Raw genomic sequence first — 22,691 nt, 5'->3', positions numbered from 1 at the left:
CGAATGATTCTCGTGGTCGGAGCCACCGGTATCGTCGGCACCGCGACGGTGCGGGAATTATCGCGGCGGGGTGCGAAGGTCCGCGCCCTGACCAGGGATCCCGGCCGGACCGCGCCGGTGGCGGGCGTGGAATTCGTCGCCGGGGACCTCGATGTTCCCCGCACACTGGATCCGCTACTGGAGGGCGTGGGTTCGGTCTTCATCGCGACCTCCGGCCACCTGAAGGCGACGCAGGACGCCACCGTGGTCGCGGCCGCCGCGGCGGCGGGCGTGCGGCGGGTGGTCACGGTCTCGTCGCTGGCCGTGGACGAGAATCCGGACGGTGCGCTCGGTGGCTGGCATGCCGCGGGGGAGCGAGTGGCCGTCGAGTCCGGTATTCCGTCGATCGTGTTGAGGCCGAATGGGTTCTATTCCAATACATTCGCGTGGATCCCTTCGATTCTCGGCACCGGCGTGGTCGAGGTGGCGCTGCCCGATCTGCCGGCGGCCCACCTCGATCCCCGCGATATCGGGCGGGTGGCGGCCCAGGTGCTGTCCGCGGAGACCCACCTCGCCGATGCACCGGTGCTGCGGCTCAGCGGCCCGCGGGCGGTGAGCCCGCGTGAACAGGTGGCCGTCCTCGCCGAGGTGCTCGGCCGGCCGATCGCCGTGCGGGAGATCTCGATCGACGAAGAGCGGGAGCGCCTGGCCCATCGGATGCCCGGGGCGGTCGCGGACGCGGTCACCGCCGCACGTGCCGTCGCGGGCCCGGTCCGGAGCCGGATCTTCGATGACATCGAAATACTCACCGGGACACCGCCGATCAGCTATGAGGAGTTCGTCCGCGGGCACCGGGCGAGGTTCCTCGGCGACTCGTGAGGAGCCTCGCCCGGCACCGGTCACGGGCGGGCGGGACTGCTTTCGGCGGTCTCCGGCGCGGCATCGGTCTCCGGCTCGGCCGGGGTCGCCACCGGTGCGGGCGGCGCGACGGTCCGCAGACCGAAGGTGAACACCAGCGCCACCACCGCGAAGACCGCCCCGACACCGAACGCGGCGTGATAGCCGGACAGCAGCTCCGGGTGCGACGGCGGGTGGTCGCCGCTGCCGGAACCGGTCCGGGAGGCAGCGATGGTGGCCAGCACCGCCAGTCCGATGGCTCCACCGAATTGCCTGGTGGTGTTGATGATTCCGGAGGCCACACCGGCTTCGGCGGGCGCCACGCCGCCGGTGGCGGCAATGACCAGCGGCACCATCACCAGACCCGCGCCGAGGGTGATCAGAACCTGGGGGATCAGCACGTGCAGCGCGAAGGAGCCGTGATCCGGGACGAACGCGAGCCAGAGCAGTCCGAGCGCGCTCAACGCGGGCGCGCCGGTCAGCAGCGGGCGGACGCCCCCGAATCGCTTGACCAGCGGCGGACCCGAGTACGCGCCGATGGTCATCGCCACCGCGCCCGGCAGGAACGCGATGCCGGTGCGGAAGGCGTTGTAGCCCAGGATGTTCTGCATGTACAGCGACAGGAAGTAGAAGTGCGCGATCACCGCCGCGCCGATCCAGAACATGACGATATTGGCGAAGGCGACCGACCGGATCTTCAAGACGTACAACGGAATCAGCGGCGCGGCCGCGACCCTCGCCTCGTGCAGGGTGAACCAGACCAGCAGCACGGCCGCACCCACGATCGGCCCCCAGGTCGAGGGTGCGGACCAGCCGTGGTTCTGGGAGTCGACCGCACCGAGCACCAGCGCCACCAGCGCCGTGGTGACGAGCACCGCACCGACCCCGTCCAGCCGCTTGCCCGCTGCGCCCCGGCTCTCACCGAGCAGCGGATAGGTCAGCGCCAGGGCCAGGGCACCGAGCGGGATATTGACGTAGAAGATCCACTGCCAGCTGGCGATATCGGTCAGCACGCCGCCGAGCACCGACCCCAGCGCGGCGCCGGCCCCGGAGATCGCGCCCCAGGCCGCGGTGGCGCGGGCCCGCGCCTTGCCCTCGGTGAAAGTGGTCGACAGGATCGCCAGGGTGGCGGGTGAGAGCAGCGCGCCGCCGAAACCCTGGATGACGCGGGCGATCACCAGCCATTCCGACGACCTGGCCAGGCCACCGGCCAGGCTGGCGAGCGTGAAAATGGTGAGGCCGATGAGGAAGACCCGCCGGCGGCCGATCAGGTCGGCGACCCGGCCGCCGAGCAACAGAAATCCGGCGAAGGTGATGGCGTAGCCGTTGACCACCCATTGCAGTCCGGCGTCGGAGAAGTCGAGCGAACCCTGGATGGCGGGCAGCGCGACATTGACGATCGAGAGGTCCAGGACGACGATCAGCTGCCCCAGGCAGAGCAGGCTCAGCACCGCCCAATCCGGCGGACGGGAGATCCGGGACCGTGTGGCGTCGAGCGACGGAGACGGTGTGGACATGGATTTGGCTCCAATTCCCTTGGACACAAAGGTGATTCGAGTCCGATGGACTCATGGGTCCAATATCTGGACTCGGGAGTCCATCGTCAATCCGGCTCCAGCGAGACTCCAGCAAGACTCCAGCGGGACTCCAGTGGCGCTGCAGATCGCGCGCACATGCTGGAGACACGTGTTCGATCGATGAGAGTGGGGACGATCGGTGTCCGATCCAACGACCGACCCGGTAGCGGCCGGGCAGCAGTCCGAGTACGTCTTCGTGAACGTCCTGCGCCTGGCGGGTCCGGCGGAGCGATTCGAATCGATCTATGCCGATGTCGCGGACTATTTCTCGCGGCAACCCGGATTCCGGCATTACGAATTGCTCAAATCCGAGAGCGATCCGGACGTCTACATCAATATCGCCCGCTGGTCCGGCCGCGAGGCATTCCTGCGCGCGACCTCGAATCCGGAATTCCGCACCCGCACCCGGGTCGGCGAGGTGACGGCCGGAGATCCGCAGCTGTGCCGGATCATTCGATCGGCCGGTCATTCCGGGTGAGTGAACTCGACGAGGTCGCCGACGGCGTCTTCGCTTATATCGAGCGCCCCGGCGGGTGGTGCGTGAGCAATGCCGCGCTCATCCGCGCCGGGGGCGAATCCGTTCTGGTGGACACGCTGGGCACCGAAAGCCGGGCCCGCGGTTTGCGTTCCGCGCTGACGCGGATCGGGGCGGGCTCACCGGCGATGGTGATCAACACCCATTGGCACGGGGACCACACTGCGGGGAACGCGCTGTTCGCCCCGGCTCCGGTCATCGCGCATCAGCGGTGCCGGCCGGCGATGGCCCGCAATGGCTGGGCGGTGCGGGCCCTGTGGCCCGAGATCGAGTGGGGGAAACTGCCTTTGGTGCTGCCCGGCGTCGGGGTGGGCGATCGGGCCGTCCTGCATGCCGGTGAGCGCGAGATCCACCTGCTCACCGGAGGGATCGGCCATACCGACGCCGATCTGGCGGTCTGGGTGCCGCACGCACGGGTCCTCATCGCGGGTGATCTCGTCATGCCCGGCACGACACCGTTCCTGCTGTCGGGTTCGGCGCACGGAATGCTCGACTGGATCGATCGGCTGCGGGACCTCGCGACCGAGACCATCATCGGCGGCCACGGCGAGGTCGCCGGCCGGCGCGTCCTCGCCGAAACCCGCCACTATCTCGACTGGCTGCTCGCGGTCGCCCGGGACGCGCTGCCGTCCGGCGCGACGCCGCTCGAGGCGGCCCGCCAGGTCGATCCGACACGGCTGCGCCACCATCCGTGGTCGTCGTGGAATGAACCGGAGCGTTTGGTGGCTAATCTCCATTGTGCGTACGCCGAGATCGCGGGCACCGCCGCGCCGATCCGTTCGGGACCGGTCCTGGCGGATATGGCGGCCTTTCTGGGGCATTCGATCCCGGCCTCCGCCTGACCTCGGCACGCCCACCCGCCGATTGCCGACCGTGTCACCAATTCCGCTGTGCCGTAACAGATTATGAAATACTGACGAAGCCTTCCGATCACGGCGAGCGGGACGATTCCGCACCCGGCGGACGCTGGCTAGCCTGTGGAATCGGATCGCATTTCGAATGAAGGAGTGTGCCCATGGTGTCAGCTTCGTCCCGGGCCGCAGTCGCGCAGGAATCACGCGCGGCGAGCAAGCGGTCGGTGATCGTGGATGCCGCCACGGACTCGTTCCTCGAATTCGGTTACGAGCGAACCAGTGTCGAGGCCATCGCCGAGCAGGCCGGCGTGTCCAAGCAGACGATCTACAACTACTTCGGCGACAAACGGACCCTGTTCCGGGTGGTACTCGCCGGGGTGCGGGCGGCGGCCGATACGGCCGACGAACTCGATCCGCGCCTGCTGCGGAATCCGGACACCGTCTTCGAGGATCTGGTCACGGTGGGGCGCTTGTTCCTCGCGGTGACCCTGTCCGAGCGCGTGTCCGCGGTGCGGCGGCTGATCGTCGGTGAGGTGGCGCGGCATCCGGACCTGCATCAGGTCTGTGCCGATCAATCCGTGGCGCAGGGACCGCGGATCGCCGGGTGGCTTGCCCACCGCTTCGAAGTGCTCGCCGCGGCGGGCATTCTGGAGACGACCGAACCGGCGGAGGTGGCGGGCCAGTTCTTCGCGCAGCTGTCCCACGACGGCCAGCAGGCCTCGGCCTTCGGGACCATCGCGCTCACGCCGGACCGGGCCGCGGAGATCTCGGCGCGCGCCGCACGACTGATTCTGCGCGCCTACGCGATCGAACGACCAGCGTGACCGGATTTCCGGCGCGCTGAAATCTTCATACAGCTCGGGAGCTACACATGATCAAATTCGGGGTATTGGGATCACTGCAGTGCTGCATCGACGGTGTCGGAGCAGTCCCGAGCGCACCGAAGCAGCGCCAACTGCTCGCCCTGCTGTTGATGAACGCGAACCGGGTGATCTCGGCCGACTACTGCATCGAGGAACTGTGGGAGTCCGCGCCGCCGTCCTCGGCGTCCTCCACCCTCCAGACCTATGTCATGCAGCTGCGCAAATGCCTCGGCGAGCACAGCTCGAACCTGGATCGGGGCGAATCACGGCTGGAGACCCGCGAACGCGGCTACCTCCTGCATGTGGGCCCCGGGGAATTCGATGTCGACGTCTTCGAGGACAAGGTCCGGCTCGCCCGGCTGGCACTGGCGGCCGAGGACGACGACAGCGCCGACAGCGCGCTGCGCGCGGCCCTGGCGGTGTGGCGCGGCCCGGTCTTCACCGACATCAAACCCGGTCCGGTGCTGACCATGTGGGCCACCAGCCTGAACGAGGTGCGGCTGTCGATCCTCGAACACCGCATCGAGGTGGATCTGCGGCTGGGCCGTCATCGCGAACTGATCGGTGAACTCAGCGGCATGGTGCAGCGCTCGCCGCTGCTGGAGAGCCTGCACGCGCATCTGATCATCGCGCTCTACCGCTCCGGCCGGCAGGCGCACGCGCTGCAGGTGTACGAGCGGTTGCGGCATCGGCTGGCCGAGGAGCTGGGCTTGGAGCCCACCCCGGCGCTGCAGCAACTGCACCACAAAGTGCTGCGCAGCGCCCCGGAGCTCGCTCCTCCGCCGACAATCGTTGCCGCCTCGCGCTATTCGGCCGAGCTCATCGCGGGTCGACTGCGACCGCAGGTGGATTCGCTCTGCGGCTGAAGCCGGACCGCGGCGAGCAGGGCCCGGGTGACATCGTGCCTCGGAGTGTCGAAGACCTCGTCGACACTCCCCTGCTCCACGATCCGGCCCGCGGACATCACCGCCACCGAATCGCTGAGGTGCCGCACGACCGCGAGATCGTGCGAGACGAACAGCATCGACAGTCCCCGTTGGGCCTTCAGATCCGCGAGCAGATCCAGGATCTGCGCCTGGATGGTGACGTCCAGGGCCGAGACCGGCTCGTCGCAGATCAGGACGGCGGGGTCGGAGGCCAGGGCGCGGGCGATGGCCACCCGCTGGCGTTGCCCGCCGGACATCTCGCCTGGTCGCCGCCGTTCGAAAGTTCGTGGCAGACCCACGGAATCGAGCAGGCTCAGGATCCGCCGGCGCCGGTCGGCGGCGCTGCGGCCGCGCGCGGGCAGGGCCTCGCCGATGATCCGGGTGACGTCCCAGCGGGGATCGAACGAACTCGCCGGGTCCTGCCAGACGACGCCGACCTCCGGACGCCGGGCCCGGCGGACCCGCTCAGGCAACGCGCTCCAGGGTTGGCCGCCGAGGGTGACGGTGCCGGCGTCCGGCCGCAGCAGACCCAGAACCAGTGCGGCGGTGGTGCTCTTGCCGGAGCCGGATTCGCCGACCAGTCCCAGCGTGGTGCCGACCGGCAGCTCGAAGCCGACCTCGGTGACGGCGGCCACCGACCGGCCGCGGCCCACACGGAACGATTTGCACAACCCCGTCACGGACAGGGCGGGCGGCGCGGATTCGGTCCGGGCGTCGGCGCGGACCACCGGTTCCGATCGCACGGCGGCCCGGCCGTCCCCCGACAGCGGCCTGCCCCGTTTTTCGGGAGTGGGGACCGCCGCCAGTAGCCGACGGGTGTAGGGGTGCTCGGGTGCGCCGAGAACCCGTGCGGCCGGGCCCTGTTCGACGATGCGGCCCTCGTGCATAACCGCGACCCGGTCGGCGATTCCGGCGACCACCGACAAATCGTGGCTGACCAGTAGCAGAGCGGTGCCGTCATCACGCAGGGCGGCCAGCAGTTGCAAGATGCGGGCCTGCACGGTGGCGTCGAGGGCCGTCGTCGGCTCGTCGGCGATGATCACCTTCGGCCGGCCCGCGAGGGCGGACGCGATCAATACCCGCTGCCGCTGCCCGCCCGAAAGCTGGTGTGGGCGCATGGTTCTGCGCAGTTCCGGATCATCGATGCCGACCGCTCCGAGCAGCTCGTCGACCCGACGGGTGCGGTCGGCCGCGGAACGCGCGAGCCGGTGGGCGCGGAGCGTGTCGCCCACCTCGGCCGCCACCGGCCGCAACGGGTCCAGTGAGATCAGCGCGTCCTGCAGGATCAGCGCGATCTGCCGGCCACGCACGGAACGCCACTCCCGCGCGGACAAGCGATCCAGATCGATATCGCCCAGGCGCAGGGACCGGGCGGCGACCGTCGAGCCCGGTCCGGTCAGGCCCAGCAGCGCGCGGGTGGTGACACTCTTGCCGGACCCGGATTCCCCCACGATCGCCAGACATTCACCGGCCGCGAGCTCGAAACCGATGCCGCGCACCGCCGCTACCCCGTCACCGCCCCGGCCGAAGGAAACGTGCAGATCATCGACGTGCAGAACGGGCAAGGCCGCCCTCCCAACGTTGTTGCAGTGCCCGGCCGAACACGGTGACGGTGACGACGGTGAGGGTGATGGCGGCTCCGGGCGGAACGGCCACCCACCACGATTTGGACAACAGTTCACGGCCGGCCGCGAGCATCGAACCCCATTCGGGGGTGGGCTCTTTCGGGCCGAGGCCCAGAAAGCTCAGGGCCGAACCGATCATGATCGAGCTGCCGACGCCGAGGGTCGCCAGGACGACGGTCGGGCGCAGCGAGTTCGGGACGATATGGCGGGCGATCCGATATCCGGGCGAGCGTCCCAGCGCGATCGACGCCCGGACGTAGTCGGCGTTCCACACCACCAGGGCCTGGGACCTGACCAGCCTGGCGTACGAGGCGGATTCGGCGATGGCGATCGCCGCGATCAGGCTGCCCGCCCCCTGCCCGAGCATCGCGATCACCAACAGCGTCAGCAGGACGCCCGGAAAAGCCAGCACGATATCCAGCCCCCGCGCGATGACGGTGTCGATGAGCCGGCCGCCGAGCGCGGCACACAGCCCGATCAGGGTGCCGCCGAGCACGGCCAGCAGGGTCGCGGTGAGACCGACGAGGATCGAATAGCGCGCACCGAAGACGATGCGCGCGAAGATGTCTCGTCCGAGCTGATCAGTGCCGAGGAGGTGGTGGCGGCCGGGCGTCGCCAGCGCCTGAGCGAGGTCGACCTCGATGGGCGATCGCGTCGCGATCCAGCCGGGCACGAGGACACAGGCCGCCAGCACGGCGGCGACGAGGCCGGGCAGGATCAGCCGCGCGTTCCGCGTCACGGTCACCAGGTCACCCCCGACGGCGGCGCCGAGCGCGGATCGATGACCCGGTAGGCCAGGTCCACCGCGGAATTGACGGCGATGAACAGCAGCGAGCCGAACATGACCAGCGCGATGACCACCGGAAAATCGTGAGTGGTGACCGCCGACAACAGGACTCGGCCCAGACCCGGGCGTGCGAACACCGTCTCGACCAGCACCGCCCCGCTCAGCAGGCCGCCCACCAGCCAGCCGCTGACCGTGATGGCGGGCAGCAGCGTGTGCCGCAGCGCGTGATGGATTCGGATGTCCAGCTCGCCCAGCCCCCGGGCGCGGGCGCTGAGCACGAACGGGGACAGCATGGCCGCGTCCACGCCGTCCCGCATCACCTGGGCGAGCAGCGCGCCGATGGGCACGGCCAGGGTGGTCGCGGGCAGGACCAGGGCCGCCGGACCGGACCCGGTCGAGGGAAACAGGTGCAGGCGGAACGAGAGGCCGGCCAGCAGCAGGGTGCCGGTCCAGAAGGTCGGCGTGGACACCGCGATCAGCTCCAGCGCATGCGCGAGCACCCGCGGCGCGCGGCGTGTCCCCGAGGTCGCGACCACCGTGACGAGCGCACCCGCGACGCCCAGGGTGATGGCGGCTGCGGCGAGTTGCAGTGTCGGAGTGAGTTGTTCGCTGATCACGCGCAGGACCGGCTGCTGTCGTTGGAAGGATTCGCCGAAATCGCCCCGGGCCAGGCGGCCCAGATAGTGCAGGAACCGCTGCGGCAGCGGCTCGTCCAGGCCCATCTGCGCACGGATGGCGGCCAGGGTCGCCGGGGTCGCGGGCGCATTCCCGAGCATGGCGTAGGCCGGATCGCCCGGTACGAGCGCCATGGCGAGGAACGTCACGGTCGCGACCCCCGTGAGGATTCCGACGATTCCGAGTACGCGCCGCAGGATCGCACCGGCGACGGTCACCAGGGCGGCCATCAGTTCAGCCACGCATCGTAGAAAACCGGGTACGACGCCGGGGCGGCGGCGATGCCGTGCACCCGGGTCCGGGTCGCGACCTGGCTGGCGGGCACGAAGATCGGAACGAGCACCGCCTGATCGATGGCCCAGTGCTGGGCGGCGGCATAGTCCGCGCGCTGCGCGCCCGCGTCGAGCGTGCGTGCGGCATTGCCGACCCACGCGTCGACCTGCGGGTCGCTCACCCACGAAATATTCTGTCCCGACATCGGTTTGGCGGTGGAGAGCAGGAAGCTGCGCATGATGTCCGGCGAATTGGATGACCAGCTGGTGTCGAACAGGTCGTAGTCGCCGCGCGCGACGAGCTGGAACAGCTCACCGGTCTGGACATTGGTGCGGACGATCTCGATGCCGACCTGCTTGGCCGAGGCGACGATGGCCAGTCCGACCAGGCCCCGGTAGTTCGATTCGTCCTGCGCCTTGGTGGTCGTCCAGGTCGCGCGGAGCCGGACGCCGTCCTTCACCCGGTAGCCCTCGGCGTCGCGGTGGTTCCACCCGGCCTCGTCGAGCAGCCGGTCGGCCTCGCCGGTGTCGTAGTTCCACGAATTCTCCAGTGCCGCATCGTAGAACTGGGTGGCCGGGGTCAGAATGCTCCAGGACCGGCTGTAGACGCCGAAATAGATCGAGGACAGGATCGCGTCGACATCGGTCGATCGCTGCAGCGCTCGGCGGACGCGTGGGTCCTGCCACGGACCCCGCCGGGTATTGATGTAGACGCCGTAGCCGGTGCCCTGCGCGTCGTAGCGGGTGTATCGGAGCGAGGGATCCGCCTTCAGGTCACTGACGTTCTGCGCGGGCACCGACAGCAGTCCGTCGATCTGGCCGCTGGTCAACGCCCCGATGCGGGTCGAGTTCTCCGGCACGAAACGGAACTCCACGCCATCGAGGTGCGCGGGCCCCGCATGCGCCGAAGTCTCGGGGGCCCAGCCGTATCCGGCGAACTTGGCGAGGGTGACGCGCTGCTGCGCGGTATGGCCGGCGAAGGTGAACGGACCCGACCCGACCACGTGATCGCAGAGCTTGCCGGCGTTGTCGGCGAAGTTCTTCGGCGACTGGATGCCCAGGGCGGTGGTGCTCGCCGCCGCGAGGAACGGCTGGAAAGGCTCGGTGAACGCCACCTCGACGGTGTGCTCGTCGATCACGGTCGACCGGCTGTACGGTCCCAGCAACGTTGCCGCCCATTGGGATTTGGTGTTCGGATCGACGATCCGGTCGAAGTTCGCCTTGACCGCGGCGGCGTCGAGCCGGGTGCCGTCATGGAACACCACATCGTCGCGCAAGGTGAAGACGTATCGCGTCAGGTCGTCGCTGATCGTCCAGCTCTTCGCCAGCCAGGGGTGGAAGGTGTTGTCATTGCCCTGCGCCACCAGGGAATCCACCACACCGCGATTGATCAGGGCGGTAGCGTCGGCGGGGCTCACCCCCGGGTCCAGGCAACTCGGCTCCGAGGGCAGCGCGAAACGCAGCGTGCCGCCGGCGACCGGCGGCCCGTCCGATCCCACGCTGTCCGTACCCGGCGAGCAGCCCGCGGCCAGCGCGGCAGCGGTCAACAGGGCGGCCAGCGGCCACACGGTTCTACCCATCATGGTTCGCAGTGTTGTCGCCGCTGATGCAGCCGCACTCCGGCGCCGCTGGAGAAACGCTGGAAGGCGTCCGGTGCTTGCTGGACAGCGTTGCGCGGCAGTCGTTTTGCTGGATCGCGTGAATACGCGAGACAGGACGGGTGTGCGATGAGAGCGGTAGTGACCACCGGCGAACGGCAGACGCCGACGCGGCTGATCGATGTCGACGAGCCGACGCCGGGGCCCGGTGAGGTGCTGGTCCGGGTACGGGCCATCGGAATCAACCGGGGTGAGCTGACCCGGGCGGAGCGCCTTCCGGCGGGTTCCCGCCTCGGCTGGGACATTCTCGGCACGATCGAGGAGGCCGACGCGGACGGGGCGGCGCACGAGCGGGCCGTCGTCGCGCTCGCGCGGGGTGACGGGTGGGCCGATCGGGTCGCCGTGCCGCGCCGCGACGTCGCCGTCATCGACGACCCCGGCGCGGCCGTCGATCTCGCCGCGCTTCCCGTGGCCGGGTTGACGGCGCTCGCGGCCATTCGGCGGGCCGGGCCCATCATCGGCAGGACCGTGCTCGTCACCGGAACGAGCGGCGGCGTCGGCGGGGTGCTGGCGCAACTCGCGCACGCTGCCGGGGCCGAGGTGCTGTCGGTTCGGCACCGGATCACCGGTACCGAACTCGACGTCACCTCTCCAGAGGGCGACCCGACCGCGCCGCGGCCGGTCGACGTCGTGTTCGACAGTGTCGGCGGACCGATGCTGCAGGCGGCGTTCGAGCTGCTGAAACCGCGAGGCGTGCTGGTGAGTTTCGGCAATACCGTGCGTGCGCCGCTCGAGCTGCCGGTCGATTGGGGGCATCGGCGGCCCGGGGTGAGCCTGAGCTACGTGAACCTGTTCGACGAGCTCGACGCCGGGACCGGGGCCGCCGACGATCTGCTCTGGCTCGGACGACGTTGGGCCGCGAATGATTTGATGCTCACTGTGAATCGGACCGGCCCGCTCGACGCGCTCGATGACACGCTGTCCGCGCTCCGGGAGCGGACCTTTCAAGGCAAGGCGGTCCTGCACTGGTAGCCGACCTCAGAACGCGAGGCCGCCGTTCACCTCGAGCACATGGCCGTTGACGTAGTCCGAGTCCGGACCCGCGAGGAACCGGGCGACACCGGCGATCTCCTCGGCCCGCCCCGGCCTGCCCGCCGCGATGGTCGGTAGGTACCGGTCCCACACCGGTGGATTCGCGATGAGATCGCGGCCCATCCCCTCGTCGATGAACCCGGGCGACAGGGCGTTCACCGAGATGGATTGTGGCGCAAGCTCTATCGCCGCGACGCGGACCAGGGTCTCGATAGCGGCCTTGCTGATCGAGTACGCGCCCGCGCCCGGCGCGATCCGCTGCGCCAGGGCCGAGGACAGGGCGATGAACCGGGCGGACCCGGACTCGGCCAGGTAGGGCACCGCCGCCTGCAGAGTGAGAAATGTTCCGACGACATTGGTTTCGAGCACCGTGGTGAAGTTCGCGGGCGGAGTGACGGCCAAGGGGCCGGGGCGGCTCACGCCGGCGTTCGCGAACACCACATCGAGGCCGCCGAGCCGGGCGGCGGCCTCGGCGAACGCCGCCGCGAGCTGGGCGGCGTCGGTAACATCCGCCGTCACGGCACTCCCTGCGTGGTGCTCCTGAATCCATTGCGTCACAGTCGATTTCCTGCCAACGATCACCACGCGCGCGCCGTGCCGGAGCAGATCCTCGGCCACCACGCGGCCCAAACCTCGGCCGCCTCCGGTGATCACGATGCGGCGCTCGGCCAGACCATTCGGCTGCACTGTCATTACTTCTCCTCCAGGTGGACGGTCATCGCTCGACTGTGCCCACACCGGCCCGACGACCGCCTACAGGATCGCTGGAGCAGCCGATTCCAGTGGTCCTCCAGCATTCGTCGGCGTCGCCTCCAGCAGCCGATGCGAGTCTCGACGCCACTGACACGAAGTCGTGGCGATCGCCGAACTCGAAAGGATCGAACATGGCATACGTTGGGGCACAATCGAAGACAACAGAGGCGAACGCACCGCGCCGGGTCGCGATCACGGGAATCGGCGTACTGGCTCCGGGGGCGGTCGGCACCGGCCAGTTCTGGGACCTGCTGACCGCGGGCCGCACCGCCACCCGCCGGATCAGCTCGTTCGACACCGGCGGCTACCGGTCCCGGATCGCGGGCGAGATCGACTTCCGGCCCTACGACCACGGATTGAGCCGGCGCGAGGAGCGGGCCTGGGATCGGGTCACCCAGTTCGCGGTCACCACCGCCCGGGAAGCACTCCGGGACAGCGGATTCGATCTCGGCACCGTGGACCCCACGCGGATCGGCATCAGCATCGGCAGTGCGGTCGGGTGCACGACCGGCCTGGAGCGCGAGTACTCCCTGGTGAGCGATCAGGGCCGGGAATGGCTGGTGGACCCGGCCTGGGCGGTGGCGCAGCTCTTCGACTACCTGGTGCCCAGTTCCATTGCCGCGGAGCTGGCTTGGACGATCGGCGCCGAAGGCCCCACCTCGGTGGTCTCCACCGGTTGCACGTCCGGACTGGACGCGGTCGGCCACGGCGCCGATCTGATCCGCGAGGGCGCCGCCGATATCGTCGTGACCGGCGCCAGCGAGGCCCCGATCTCACCGATCACGGTGGCCTGCTTCGATGCCATCAAGGCCACCAGCCCCAACAATGACGACCCGGAACACGCGTCGCGCCCGTTCGACCGGGATCGGGACGGTTTCGTCCTCGGCGAGGGTTCCGCGACCCTGATCCTCGAGGACTGGGACCGGGCACGCGCCCGGGGCGCGCACATCTACGCCGAGTTCGCCGGATTCGCCACGCGCGGCAATGCCTTTCACATGACCGGCCTGCGGCCCGACGGGGTGGAGATGGCCGAGGCCATCGGCGCCGCGCTGACCCAGGCCCGGGTGGACCCGACTGCGGTCGACTACGTGAACGCCCACGGCTCCGGAACCAAGCAGAACGATCTGCACGAGACCGCCGCGGTGAAAAGGGCGCTGGCCGAGCATGCCCGGCTCGTACCGATGAGCTCCATCAAATCCATGATCGGGCATTCGCTCGGCGCCGTCGGCTCCCTCGAACTGGCCGCCTCGGCGCTGGCCATCGACACCGACGTCATACCGCCGACCGCCAACCTGCACAACCCGGGCCCCGGCTGCGATCTGGACTACGTGCCGCTGACCGCACGCGGCCAGCGCACCGACACCGTCCTGAGCGTCGGCAGCGGATTCGGCGGATTCCAGAGCGCCGCAGTGCTGGTCGCGCCATGACCGGACTCGCGACCACGGTGGATCCCGCCGTCACCGGCATCGGCGTCCACGCGCCGACCGGAGTCACCGTGGCGGACTATTGGCGCAACACTCTCGCGGGGCGCTCGGCGATCGACCGGATCACCCGCTTCGATCCCAGTCCGTACACCGCCACCCTGGCCGGCGAGATACGCGACTTCGACCCCTCGCCGCTGTCCGGCCGCCTGCTTCCGCAAACCGACATTTCCACCCGGCACGCCCTGGTGTCCTCCGACGCCGCGCTGCGCGACGCCGGCATCACCCCGGACGACCGGGGCGACTTCGAACTCGGAGTGGTCACCGCCAGCACCAGCGGCGGCTTCGAGTTCGGGCAGAAGGAGCTGCAGAAGCTATGGGCCCAGGGCAGTCGCCATGTCAGCGGGTATCAGTCTTTCGCCTGGTTCTACGCCGTGAACACCGGGCAGCTCGCGATCAGGCACGGCGCGCGCGGACCCTCGAGTGTCGTGGTGGCCGACCAGGCGGGCAGCCTCGACGCGGTCGGTAAAGCGCGGCGGCTCGTGCGCGCCGGCACCCCGCTGGTGCTCACCGGCGGTTTCGATTCCGTGCTCTCGCCGTGGGGCTGGCTGGCCACGCTCGCCGCGGGCAACGTCAGCACGAGCACCGACCGGAGACGGGCCTACCAGCCATTCGCCGACACCGCCGAGGGCTTCGTACCCGGCGAAGGCGGCGCATTGACCATCCTCGAACATCCGGACCGGGCACGCGACCGCGGTGCGCGCGTCTACGCCCACATCAGCGGGTATGCAAGCGGATTCGATCCGCGGCCCGGATCACCACGGCCACCAGCGCTGGCCCGGATCATTCGGGCAGCGCTCGCCGACGCCCGCCTCGCGCCCGAGGACATCGGGGTGGTATTCGCCGACGCGGCCGGGGTCCGCGAACAGGACGATCGCGAAATCGCCGCGCTCGACGCGGTATTCGGCGTGCGCAGGGTCCCGGTGACCGCGCCCAAGACCGGGACCGGGCGACTGTTCGCGGGCGGCGGCGCACTCGATATCGCCGCGGCCGCCCTCGCGTTGGACAGCCGCGCCATCCCGCCCACCCCGGGCCTCGAGCACTATCCGGACCCCACCCACCTGGACCTGGTCCGGGAGCAGCGTGAGCTGACCACACCGGCCGCACTCGTGCTCGCCCGTGGCGGGCGCGGGTTCACCTCGGCGGTAGTCCTGCGCGGTGTCCGATGAAAACCCCACTCCCCCAACAGCACCCGACAGAGAAGGGAAGCACATGGTGTCTGCCAACCCAGCCGTGACCACCGATCAACTGCGCGAAGTACTGCAGCGGGTCGCCGGCGAAGACGAGACCATCGACCTGAGCGGAGACATCACCGACCGCGCATTCGAGGACCTGGGATACGACTCCCTCGCGGTCCTGGAACTGTCCAACCAGATCGAACTCCGTTACGGGATAAAGCTTCTCGACAGTTCCGTGGTCGATGCAGCGACCGTTCGAGATTTCCTCGAGCTCGTCAACACCACCCTCGCGGAGCAGGCCGGCCAGGACGCCGGCGCCTCCGACCCATCCTCAGGAGCACTCGCATGAGCAAGCACGCCATCGTCACCGGAGCCACCAGCGGAATCGGCCTCGAGATCGCCCGCACACTGGGCCTGGCCGGATATCAGATCTTCATCAACGCGCGTGACGCGGACAAGGTGAAGAGCACGGTCGAGGACCTGAGCGCCGAAGGCATCACCATCGACGGCATCGCCGCCGATGTCCGATCGACCGACGACGTGCGGACGTTCGTCGCGGCGGCGGTCGCGCGGTTCGGACCGGTCACGGTGCTGGTCAACAACGCGGGCCGCAACGGCGGCGGCGTCACCCGGGACATCGACGACTCGCTGTGGCAGGACGTGCTCGACATCAACCTGACCGGAACCTTCCGAGTGACGCGAGAAGTGTTGTCGCACGGCGGAATTCTGGACGCCCAGGACGGGCGCATCATCAATATCGCCTCGACCGGCGGTAAGCAGGGCGTGGTGCTCGGCGCGCCCTATTCGGCATCGAAGCACGGCGTCATCGGATTCACCAAGGCGCTCGGACTGGAACTGGCCAAGACCGGCGTGACGGTGAACGCCGTCTGCCCCGGATATGTCGAAACCCCACTGGCCGAACGGGTCCGGCGCGGCTACGCCGAGGTGTGGAACACCACCGAGGCCGCCGTGCTCGAGAAGTTCGAGGCCAAGATCCCACTGGGGCGGTACTCGACTCCGCTCGAGGTCGCGGGACTGGTCGGCTATCTCACCACACCCGCCGCCGCGCCGATCACCGCACAGGCCATCAATGTCTGTGGCGGACTGGGCAACTACTGAGCCACCGAGAGATGGGAGGTGGCTCGGATGAGCCTCCATCACACCGAACACGCCATCACGATCGCGGCGCCCGCCCAGGCGGTGCACGATGCACTGCGCTCGGTCATCAACTGGCCCAACATCTTTCCCCCGACCATTCACGCCGAGACCCTCGAGCACGACGCTTCCGGCGACCACATCCAGCTGTGGGCCACCGCGAACGAATCGCTGAAGACCTGGACCTCGCGCCGCACCTTCGATCCCGAACAGCGCCGGATCGCCTTCCGGCAAGTGGTCTCCGCTCCCCCGGTCGCCTCCATGAGCGGGGAATGGGTGGTGCAGGAGATCGACCGCGGCACCAGCCGAGTGCTGTTGCTGCACAGCTTCTCTCCCGACGACAGCGCGGGAGCCCGGGAATGGATCGAGGCCGCGGTCGACACCAACTCGACCCGGGAGCTCGAATCGCTCAAGTCCGCGGCCGAGGCGCTGGCCCGGCAACCCGAGGCCACCGTCACCTTCGCGGACTCGGTGTGGATCGACGCCGAACCGGCATGGGTCCGGGAATTCATCGACCGCGCCGACCTGTGGGCGGAGCGACTCGCCCACGTCGACGCCGTCACCCTCACCGAACCGGCACCCGGACACCAGTTTCTGAGCCTGGACACCCGGACACCGGACGGAGACGTCCACACCACCGCCTCGTGGCGCGTGGTCCTCGACTCCGGCGACATCGTCTACAAGCAGACGCTCCTGCCCGCGCTGCTCTCCCTGCACCGCGGTCGCTGGAGTTTCATACCGCGCGACGGGGGGACGCTCGCGACCTCCGAGCACACCGTCGCCCTCATCACCGAGGCGATCCCCGCGATCCTCGGCACGGGCAAGACCCTCGCCGATGCCACGGCCTTCATTCGAAACGCCCTGGGCCGCAATTCCCTGTCCACCCTCGAGAACGCGAAGAAATGGGCCGAATCCACCGAACGGGGCTCCGATGTCCGCCGCTGACCGCACCCGACAGCTCTACGTCGACCTCCAGCAGTTCTATGCCGCGCACCTGTGCCTGCTCGACGACGGGCGCGTCGACGAATGGGCGGCCGAGTTCGAACCCGACGGGCTGTTGATCCATCCGCAACGGGCCGCCACCCACACCGGGCGGGCCGAGATCGCCGACGGGCTGCGCCGCACCGCGGAGCGACTCCGCGCCGCGGGCCTCGTGCGCCGCCACTGGCTGGGCAACCTGACCATCGAAAACGACGGCGCGGCAACGGGAACCATCCGCACCCGCTTCTACTCCCTGGTCGTCGAGACCGGCCCCGGACAGTCCCCGCGGCTGCACCTGAGCACCGATATCCGCGATCACCTCGTCCCGGACGGTGCCTCGTGGCTGGTCCGCGAACGCAGCATCACCCACGACCCCATCCTCACCACCCCGAATTGAAAGTCATCCTCTTGCACAAGAACATTGGCCTCGCCCTGCTCACGGTCACCGCCCTGGGCGTCCTATCCGCCACCGCCCACGCCGACTCCGGCGCCGCACAAGCGGACTCCAGCACAACCGGGCGAGTCGACTACACCGCCGTCCGCACCGACAGCGCACTCACCATCACCACCGACGCGGGATCCCTGGTGAACGACCACGGCACCTTCAAGATCGAAGCCGCCGACGGCACCACCCTCGCCGGCACCGAATTGTCCTTCCGCGTAGACGATTTCGTCTTCCCCATCACCGCCGACATCACGAACCGCACCGCCGTCCTCACCCCCCGCTTCGACCTCGACCACGCCGCCTACCAACCCGTCGCCCTCCCCTACGAGAACCAGGCCCCCTGGAAAAACGAATACGACCGCGAACAAGCCGCCTGGGCCCGCCTCGGCACCACCCTCGTCACCGGCGCAGCCATCGGCACCCTGGTAGGCGGCCTGGGCGGCGCCGCCGTCGGCTGCCTCCTAGGCGGCGCAGCAGGCGCAGCCGCCGCCTCCGCCACCATCGTCGGACTCTTCGGACCCTTCCTCCCCGCCGCCGCCGTCGGCTGCATCGGCGGCATAGCCGCCATCGCCCCCCTCGGCACCGTAGCCGGCCTACTCCTCGTCACCGCCCCGGTAGCCATCCTCGCCGCCGCCCAATACTTCACCACCATCAACCAGCCCTTCACCCCACCGGCCGCCAAGTAGCCCGAACCCACAAAGGAGCCGCAGGTCCCCCTGTGGCTCCTTCGATCCCGGTGGTGTCCGACGACCGCAACCACTCCACGAACCCTGGCCAGCTCGGCGAGCAGATCTGCGAAAGTTGACAACCGAAAGCTCGCCACCGCTGAGGAAGGACACCGAGATGTCGGATCGGCTCGCGGGAAAGATCTGCGTGATCACAGGCACGGGCGGAGCCATGGGGCGCGCCACCGCTCTGACGTTCGCCCGGGAAGGAGCACTGATCGTCGGGTGCGACGTGGCGGTCGAGGCGGCGGAGGAGACCGCCGAACTGGTGCGCGCCGCCGGTGGCGAGATGGTGTCGCTGCAGCCGTGCCGGTTGAGCGATTCCGCCGAATGCGAGCGGCTCGTCGAGTTCGCGACGGACCGATTCGGCGGGATCGATGTGCTGTTCAACCTCGCCGGTCGGGCCTACTTCGACCGCCTCGAAGACATCAGCGACGCCGACTGGGACAGCGCGCGGCGGGACGAGGTCGACCTGGTCTTCTACCTCACTCGCGCGGCCTGGCCCTGGCTGAAGGCCGGCCACGGGGTGGTGGTGAACATGGCGTCACTCAACGGCTCGCTCAGCTTCAAGCAGATCCCGTCCCTGTCGCACACCGCAAACAAGGCGGCGGTCATCGGCATGACCCGCCAACTTGCGCTGGAGGGCAGCGAGCATGGGATCCGCGTCAACTCGATCTCGCCCGGCCTGATCGAGAGCAAGGCCACCGAGGCGCAGTTGGCGGATGCCGAGTGGACCGGTGCCATGGTCGGCCGGACGTTGCTGGGTCGGCTCGGTCGGCCCGAGGAGGTCGCGAACGTCGAGCCGGAACTCCTTTTCGAGATCTCCGGCGGAGGCGACATCGACGGAATGGCAGCCCAATCCCCGTGCCACGGAGGCGATATCGAGACCGGGAAGGTCGAGCCCGGGCACACCCGGTGTCTGTTCCAGGGCGGCAACGGAAGACCTCGGCCCCGATCACCACGACGAGATCGTGTCCGGCCAGCCGTGTGTCCGTGATAGGCCGCGACCAGGTTGCCGATGCTGTTGCCCAGCCCCGCCGAAGAGTGCAGATTCACCACCGCAGGACGCCGCGTGGTCTGGGAGAAGCCGTCCGCCATAGCGATGACAGATGCTTCCTGCAGCCCAAAAACGTACGTGAAATCATCAGGGAAGTTCTCGAGAAATGTCTCCTCGGTCGAACCCGGATTACCGAAGATCGTTGTCAGGCGTAGCGACCTCAGCAAATCGTATGTGACGCTCTGCACGGAAGATTTCGTGGTCATGATGATCGATCAGCCCCTTTCGCCAGTGGGCGCCGGCAATCGAGCGTGCTGTATCCATACGGGCACGGAATAATGCCAACGACCTTGTCGGCCGCGAATGCCACACAATCCACTACAGACTGCCGACGACGGGGCGGAAGCACAATGACGGGGATAGATAATACCCACTCGGTAGCCGACCGGAGTCATCCCATCCGGCGGGTGAACTGGTTCAGGTCGAAGTAGTCCCGCCAGGCGCTGATCCTGCCGTCCCTGACCTCGAAGGTCCCCATGACCTGGAGCTCGAAGGACCTGTCCGGCAGGGTGAAGACATCCACCCGCTCGGTCATCACGACCGGGCCATTGGCTGCGATGTTGATGATGCGGAAGTCGATGCCCATGATGCCCGGCGGGCCAGGGCGGATGAACGAGGCGATGTTGTCGGCGATCGCTTCCCTGCCGGTGACCGGCGCCAACGGGATGTTGTGGTAGACAGCGTCGTCTGTGAGGAATGCCGCGAGGTCGCCGACCCCGGCGTCATCGGACCACGCCGCGCAGAACCTGCGCACCACCTCGATCGGACTCTCCATCGGGCTCCCTCCTGCGCAATGATCAGATGATCATGTCACGCCCTCTACCAGGGCACATCCCGAACTCCGTTGGATTTTCGGCATACTGCCAGAACCCCGGTAAGGGCGGACCTTTCAGGCCCACTCGTTGCCATATGCGCGGCTGTGTCCATCTCGGGTGTGTTTCGAAGTGGCGGGTGGGTGTCGCACCCGGGTCTGGTCGCCGTGAGGGAGCGAAGTCAGCTATCTGCGGTACCAGCTTTGTCAGCGGGGGCCGTCAGCGGCGCCTCGCCTTGCCCGATTTGCCTCATCAACGCGTCCATATCGGTGTAGTCCCAGACCTCGGCGAACTTGCCGTCTTCGAAGTGATAAAGAGTGAACTCCGGAATAGTCACCAGGCGGTCGGTCGCCTCGATTCCCTGGAAAGTCCCCCGGCGGGTACCGGTTACCGTGAAATGCACCGCGATATAGTTGCCGTCGACAACGAGGTGGCGCATCTCCCAATGCCAGTCAGGAAATGCGGAGATAAGAGGGGAGAATTGCGCCGTAACGGCGGCTGGGTCCATCGGGACGTCATTGACTTTGATGGTCGATGTATAAAATGACGCCATTCGATTCAGATCGTGCTCATTACAGTAATCGAGATAAGACAGGTACAGGGATCGGTGTTCGTTGCGCTGGGTCACCATGTGTTCGCACCGCCTCACGTAGTCGACTCACCTACCCTCGGGAGCATCCTAGCCTCGGCCTTTCCTGCCGGTGACGTGCTGGCCTGATCGGGTTCAGATTGCGGTTCTCGACGGATATCCGGGCCGGCGAGTGTGGCGAACTGTTCCGTGTCAGCTGGTGGCTGCCGGGTTCCACGGCCCGGTCCGAATTATGTTCCCTACCAGCAGCTTTCACAACCACAGTTCACACAACCTTTGACAAATACGCATCAATGCTGTTGATCAAGAACACTTTTCACAGCGCGCGCACCGCTTGACGAGTACAGATCAAATACGTTGATGGTTACCTATCAACGACCGCGATCGGCTCCCCCGGGCTGATCCTCCTGTTGTGGTCCATCTTTGATGCCCCCGTGTGTCACGCGACCATCCGCACCTACGCCCGCCCCTTGTGGTCCGACTCCCAACATGCACGTCCTCGACAACTCGGTCGGATACTCACTAGACCGAACTTCTTACGTGCCCCTGTTCGCCCGAGACCAGAGGTCATGCTCAATGTGCAGCTTGAACACTGGCATGCTGGCCGCCCTGTGTTCGCGGTCGGTCTGCTCCTTCGGCGAATCGGTCCCGCAACCCGACGAGAGCATCAAGACGCCGGCCGCGCTTATGGCGCGGCAAAGGCAAGGGAAGAGTTGGCGCAACCAACCAGGATCCGGCGCGTCTCGAGGTACATCGGGGCAGCGGCCCAATATTCTTGGGTTCAACTCTGGAACTGGCTCGAGAAGAACCGTCAAGCGAGAGGCAGCGTGGTATGACCGTTCGAGCCGATGGCACGATCGAACTTTCGGACATGATCCGCTATCTCGAGTCCGAGCTGACCGCGGCCCAAGCGGGCTCGGGTGACGGATTGACGCTCGACGAATGCGTCATCGAGCTGAACATCGCCGTGAAATACGAAGGCAATGCGGGCATCAAGGCGTACGTCGTCACCATCGGCGGCGGGATCTCCTCAGCGCAGACGCATAAGGTCAGCGCGAAGTTCAGGCCCGCCGTCGCGGGCGATCCGGAGGAGGCCGGTGCGTCGCCGTCCTAGGTGACCGTCGGCCCGGTGAAGTCCAAGGGAGCCTGACAATGTCCTACGATTCACCGTCTCCCGGCAGTCGCTGGATCAGCGAGAACTGAGAGTCGCTCACCGAGATTCACCGCTTTTAATGGGTCATATCGGACGGCGAAGGTGGGCAGTGGTCTGGGCGGAGGCTCCGCGGCTCCAGGGCGCCGCCAAGCTCCTGCTGGAGCGTCACGGCCCGGCCCTCGGTCTGAAGCAGACCAGCGGCCGCGTCACCCTGGCAGACGTCCCGGCCTTCGTCGCGAACTCCCGGTGCTGATCGTCGGATACGTGCCCTCGCCGTTACCCGGTCCTCAGAGGTCGAACGTCCCGGACACCGACCGATCTTCAGAGATTGACAGCAGGCTGTCGAGGGCTTGCCGGGATCGTTCGAGGCGGTTGATCGCCTCCGACATGCGGGACCGTTCGCGCGCGAGGTGTCCGGCCATCTCCGGGCAGGTCGCGTGCAGCTGACCGGCCCGGTACTCGGTGCACGGCAGCACGATCGCGATGGTCGCGGTGTTCAGGCCCGCGGCCAGCAGCGCGCGGATGATCCCGACCCGAATCACGTCGGCGTCCTCGAACACGCGGTGCCCGCCGGACGTACGCCGAGGCGACAGCAGCCCCCGTTGTTCGTAGTACCGCAGCAGTCGATCCGGGACCTCCGTGCGGGCCGCCAGCTCCCCGATCTGCATGTGTGGCCTCCGTC

At 68.1% G+C, this 22,691-nt stretch carries 25 protein-coding genes and 1 pseudogene; 16 read left to right on the top strand and 10 right to left on the bottom strand.

Annotation, left to right across the window (positions count from 1 at the left end; translation table 11 throughout):
- The first annotated feature begins 3 nt into the window (after nucleotides 1-3).
- The gene (locus ABZ909_RS25165) at nucleotides 4-858 is read left to right on the top strand and encodes an NAD(P)H-binding protein (protein WP_357003684.1); all 855 of its coding nucleotides are present in this window, start codon (nucleotides 4-6) and stop codon (nucleotides 856-858) included.
- A gap of 20 nt (nucleotides 859-878) precedes the next feature.
- Here the strand turns inward: ABZ909_RS25165 and ABZ909_RS25160 are convergent, their stop codons facing one another.
- Entirely contained in the window at nucleotides 879-2,393 is a 1,515-nt protein-coding gene (locus tag ABZ909_RS25160; protein WP_357003682.1) for an MFS transporter, read from the bottom strand.
- Between the two features lie 199 nt (nucleotides 2,394-2,592).
- Between ABZ909_RS25160 and ABZ909_RS25155 the strand changes: the two genes are divergently transcribed.
- The 4 genes from ABZ909_RS25155 to ABZ909_RS25140 all read left to right on the top strand — a co-directional run bounded on the left by ABZ909_RS25155 (nucleotide 2,593) and on the right by ABZ909_RS25140 (nucleotide 5,571).
- The gene (locus ABZ909_RS25155) at nucleotides 2,593-2,931 is read left to right on the top strand and encodes an antibiotic biosynthesis monooxygenase family protein (RefSeq protein ID WP_357003679.1); all 339 of its coding nucleotides are present in this window, start codon (nucleotides 2,593-2,595) and stop codon (nucleotides 2,929-2,931) included.
- Nucleotides 2,928-3,830, top strand: coding sequence for an MBL fold metallo-hydrolase (locus ABZ909_RS25150; RefSeq protein WP_357003677.1), 903 nt, complete (start codon nucleotides 2,928-2,930; stop codon nucleotides 3,828-3,830). The genes ABZ909_RS25155 and ABZ909_RS25150 overlap by 4 nt, the downstream gene beginning before the upstream one ends.
- Before the next feature lie 173 nt (nucleotides 3,831-4,003).
- On the top strand, nucleotides 4,004-4,666 hold the full coding sequence (locus tag ABZ909_RS25145) for a TetR/AcrR family transcriptional regulator (protein WP_357003674.1): 663 nt from the start codon (nucleotides 4,004-4,006) through the stop codon (nucleotides 4,664-4,666).
- Nucleotides 4,667-4,713: 47 nt separating this feature from the next.
- Nucleotides 4,714-5,571 (top strand): AfsR/SARP family transcriptional regulator, encoded by an 858-nt coding sequence (locus ABZ909_RS25140; RefSeq protein WP_357003671.1) that lies wholly within the window; start codon nucleotides 4,714-4,716, stop codon nucleotides 5,569-5,571.
- On the opposite strand, the gene ABZ909_RS25135 is transcribed toward ABZ909_RS25140, so the two are convergent.
- Genes ABZ909_RS25135 through ABZ909_RS25120 form a run of 4 tightly spaced genes read right to left on the bottom strand, consistent with a single transcriptional unit; the run spans nucleotide 5,511 to nucleotide 10,573 of the window.
- A complete protein-coding gene (locus ABZ909_RS25135; protein ID WP_357003669.1) occupies nucleotides 5,511-7,196 on the bottom strand; it encodes an ABC transporter ATP-binding protein in 1,686 nt (561 codons plus the stop codon). The genes ABZ909_RS25140 and ABZ909_RS25135 overlap by 61 nt on opposite strands.
- Complete coding sequence (locus tag ABZ909_RS25130) at nucleotides 7,174-8,001, bottom strand: ABC transporter permease (protein WP_357003666.1); 828 nt, start codon at nucleotides 7,999-8,001, stop codon at nucleotides 7,174-7,176. The genes ABZ909_RS25135 and ABZ909_RS25130 overlap by 23 nt, the downstream gene beginning before the upstream one ends.
- Nucleotides 7,998-8,960, bottom strand: a complete 963-nt coding sequence (locus ABZ909_RS25125) for an ABC transporter permease (RefSeq protein WP_357003663.1) — start codon at nucleotides 8,958-8,960, stop codon at nucleotides 7,998-8,000. The genes ABZ909_RS25130 and ABZ909_RS25125 overlap by 4 nt, the downstream gene beginning before the upstream one ends.
- Nucleotides 8,948-10,573: an ABC transporter substrate-binding protein gene (locus tag ABZ909_RS25120; RefSeq protein ID WP_357003660.1), complete on the bottom strand. Its 1,626-nt coding sequence runs from the start codon at nucleotides 10,571-10,573 to the stop codon at nucleotides 8,948-8,950. The genes ABZ909_RS25125 and ABZ909_RS25120 overlap by 13 nt, the downstream gene beginning before the upstream one ends.
- Nucleotides 10,574-10,717: 144 nt before the next feature.
- Here ABZ909_RS25120 and ABZ909_RS25115 point away from each other — a divergent pair, with 144 nt between their 5' ends.
- Nucleotides 10,718-11,620 carry a zinc-binding dehydrogenase gene (locus ABZ909_RS25115; RefSeq protein WP_357003657.1) on the top strand — a complete coding sequence of 301 codons (903 nt, stop codon included), beginning with the start codon at nucleotides 10,718-10,720 and terminating at the stop codon, nucleotides 11,618-11,620.
- 6 nt (nucleotides 11,621-11,626) lie between these two features.
- Here ABZ909_RS25115 and ABZ909_RS25110 read toward each other — a convergent pair whose 3' ends face one another.
- Nucleotides 11,627-12,373, bottom strand: coding sequence for an SDR family oxidoreductase (locus tag ABZ909_RS25110; RefSeq protein WP_357003655.1), 747 nt, complete (start codon nucleotides 12,371-12,373; stop codon nucleotides 11,627-11,629).
- 191 nt (nucleotides 12,374-12,564) lie between these two features.
- Here ABZ909_RS25110 and ABZ909_RS25105 point away from each other — a divergent pair, with 191 nt between their 5' ends.
- The 8 genes from ABZ909_RS25105 (at nucleotide 12,565) to ABZ909_RS25070 (ending at nucleotide 19,395) form a co-directional block, all read left to right on the top strand.
- The gene (locus ABZ909_RS25105) at nucleotides 12,565-13,860 is read left to right on the top strand and encodes a beta-ketoacyl-[acyl-carrier-protein] synthase family protein (protein ID WP_357003653.1); all 1,296 of its coding nucleotides are present in this window, start codon (nucleotides 12,565-12,567) and stop codon (nucleotides 13,858-13,860) included.
- Nucleotides 13,857-15,083, top strand: a complete 1,227-nt coding sequence (locus tag ABZ909_RS25100) for a beta-ketoacyl synthase N-terminal-like domain-containing protein (protein ID WP_357003650.1) — start codon at nucleotides 13,857-13,859, stop codon at nucleotides 15,081-15,083. Before ABZ909_RS25105 ends, ABZ909_RS25100 begins: the two co-directional genes overlap by 4 nt.
- Complete coding sequence (locus tag ABZ909_RS25095) at nucleotides 15,073-15,441, top strand: acyl carrier protein (RefSeq protein WP_357003648.1); 369 nt, start codon at nucleotides 15,073-15,075, stop codon at nucleotides 15,439-15,441. The genes ABZ909_RS25100 and ABZ909_RS25095 overlap by 11 nt, the downstream gene beginning before the upstream one ends.
- A complete protein-coding gene (locus ABZ909_RS25090) occupies nucleotides 15,438-16,211 on the top strand; it encodes an SDR family NAD(P)-dependent oxidoreductase (protein ID WP_357003645.1) in 774 nt (257 codons plus the stop codon). The genes ABZ909_RS25095 and ABZ909_RS25090 overlap by 4 nt, the downstream gene beginning before the upstream one ends.
- A 27-nt stretch (nucleotides 16,212-16,238) precedes the next feature.
- Nucleotides 16,239-17,192: an aromatase/cyclase gene (locus ABZ909_RS25085; protein WP_357003643.1), complete on the top strand. Its 954-nt coding sequence runs from the start codon at nucleotides 16,239-16,241 to the stop codon at nucleotides 17,190-17,192.
- Nucleotides 17,179-17,625 (top strand): nuclear transport factor 2 family protein, encoded by a 447-nt coding sequence (locus tag ABZ909_RS25080; RefSeq protein ID WP_357003640.1) that lies wholly within the window; start codon nucleotides 17,179-17,181, stop codon nucleotides 17,623-17,625. The genes ABZ909_RS25085 and ABZ909_RS25080 overlap by 14 nt, the downstream gene beginning before the upstream one ends.
- An 11-nt stretch (nucleotides 17,626-17,636) precedes the next feature.
- A complete protein-coding gene (locus ABZ909_RS25075) occupies nucleotides 17,637-18,359 on the top strand; it encodes a hypothetical protein (RefSeq protein WP_357003637.1) in 723 nt (240 codons plus the stop codon).
- A 157-nt stretch (nucleotides 18,360-18,516) separates the two neighbouring features.
- Nucleotides 18,517-19,395 carry an SDR family oxidoreductase gene (locus tag ABZ909_RS25070; protein ID WP_357003634.1) on the top strand — a complete coding sequence of 293 codons (879 nt, stop codon included), beginning with the start codon at nucleotides 18,517-18,519 and terminating at the stop codon, nucleotides 19,393-19,395.
- On the opposite strand, the pseudogene ABZ909_RS25065 reads toward ABZ909_RS25070, so the two are convergent.
- The 3 genes and pseudogenes from ABZ909_RS25065 to ABZ909_RS25055 form a co-directional block, all read right to left on the bottom strand.
- A pseudogene (locus tag ABZ909_RS25065) lies at nucleotides 19,395-19,661 on the bottom strand (thiamine pyrophosphate-binding protein); the annotation flags it as partial. The gene ABZ909_RS25070 and the pseudogene ABZ909_RS25065 overlap by 1 nt on opposite strands.
- Before the next feature lie 185 nt (nucleotides 19,662-19,846).
- A complete protein-coding gene (locus tag ABZ909_RS25060; protein WP_357003631.1) occupies nucleotides 19,847-20,230 on the bottom strand; it encodes a limonene-1,2-epoxide hydrolase family protein in 384 nt (127 codons plus the stop codon).
- A gap of 218 nt (nucleotides 20,231-20,448) precedes the next feature.
- Entirely contained in the window at nucleotides 20,449-20,898 is a 450-nt protein-coding gene (locus ABZ909_RS25055; RefSeq protein ID WP_357003628.1) for an ester cyclase, read from the bottom strand.
- Nucleotides 20,899-21,688: 790 nt separating this feature from the next.
- Between ABZ909_RS25055 and ABZ909_RS25050 the strand changes: the two genes are divergently transcribed.
- Nucleotides 21,689-21,970, top strand: a complete 282-nt coding sequence (locus tag ABZ909_RS25050) for a trypco2 family protein (RefSeq protein ID WP_357003625.1) — start codon at nucleotides 21,689-21,691, stop codon at nucleotides 21,968-21,970.
- 148 nt (nucleotides 21,971-22,118) lie between these two features.
- Entirely contained in the window at nucleotides 22,119-22,262 is a 144-nt protein-coding gene (locus ABZ909_RS25045) for a hypothetical protein (RefSeq protein ID WP_357003624.1), read from the top strand.
- A 34-nt stretch (nucleotides 22,263-22,296) separates the two neighbouring features.
- On the opposite strand, the gene ABZ909_RS25040 is transcribed toward ABZ909_RS25045, so the two are convergent.
- On the bottom strand, nucleotides 22,297-22,677 hold the full coding sequence (locus tag ABZ909_RS25040; protein ID WP_357003621.1) for a MerR family transcriptional regulator: 381 nt from the start codon (nucleotides 22,675-22,677) through the stop codon (nucleotides 22,297-22,299).
- Between the last annotated feature and the right edge of the window lie 14 nt (nucleotides 22,678-22,691).

The sequence above is a fragment of the Nocardia sp. NPDC046763 genome, assembly GCF_040645495.1.
Taxonomy (GTDB): Bacteria; Actinomycetota; Actinomycetes; order Mycobacteriales; family Mycobacteriaceae; genus Nocardia.
The sequence above is the reverse complement of the archived record's forward strand: the minus strand, read 5'-3'. Positions and strand labels throughout refer to the sequence as shown.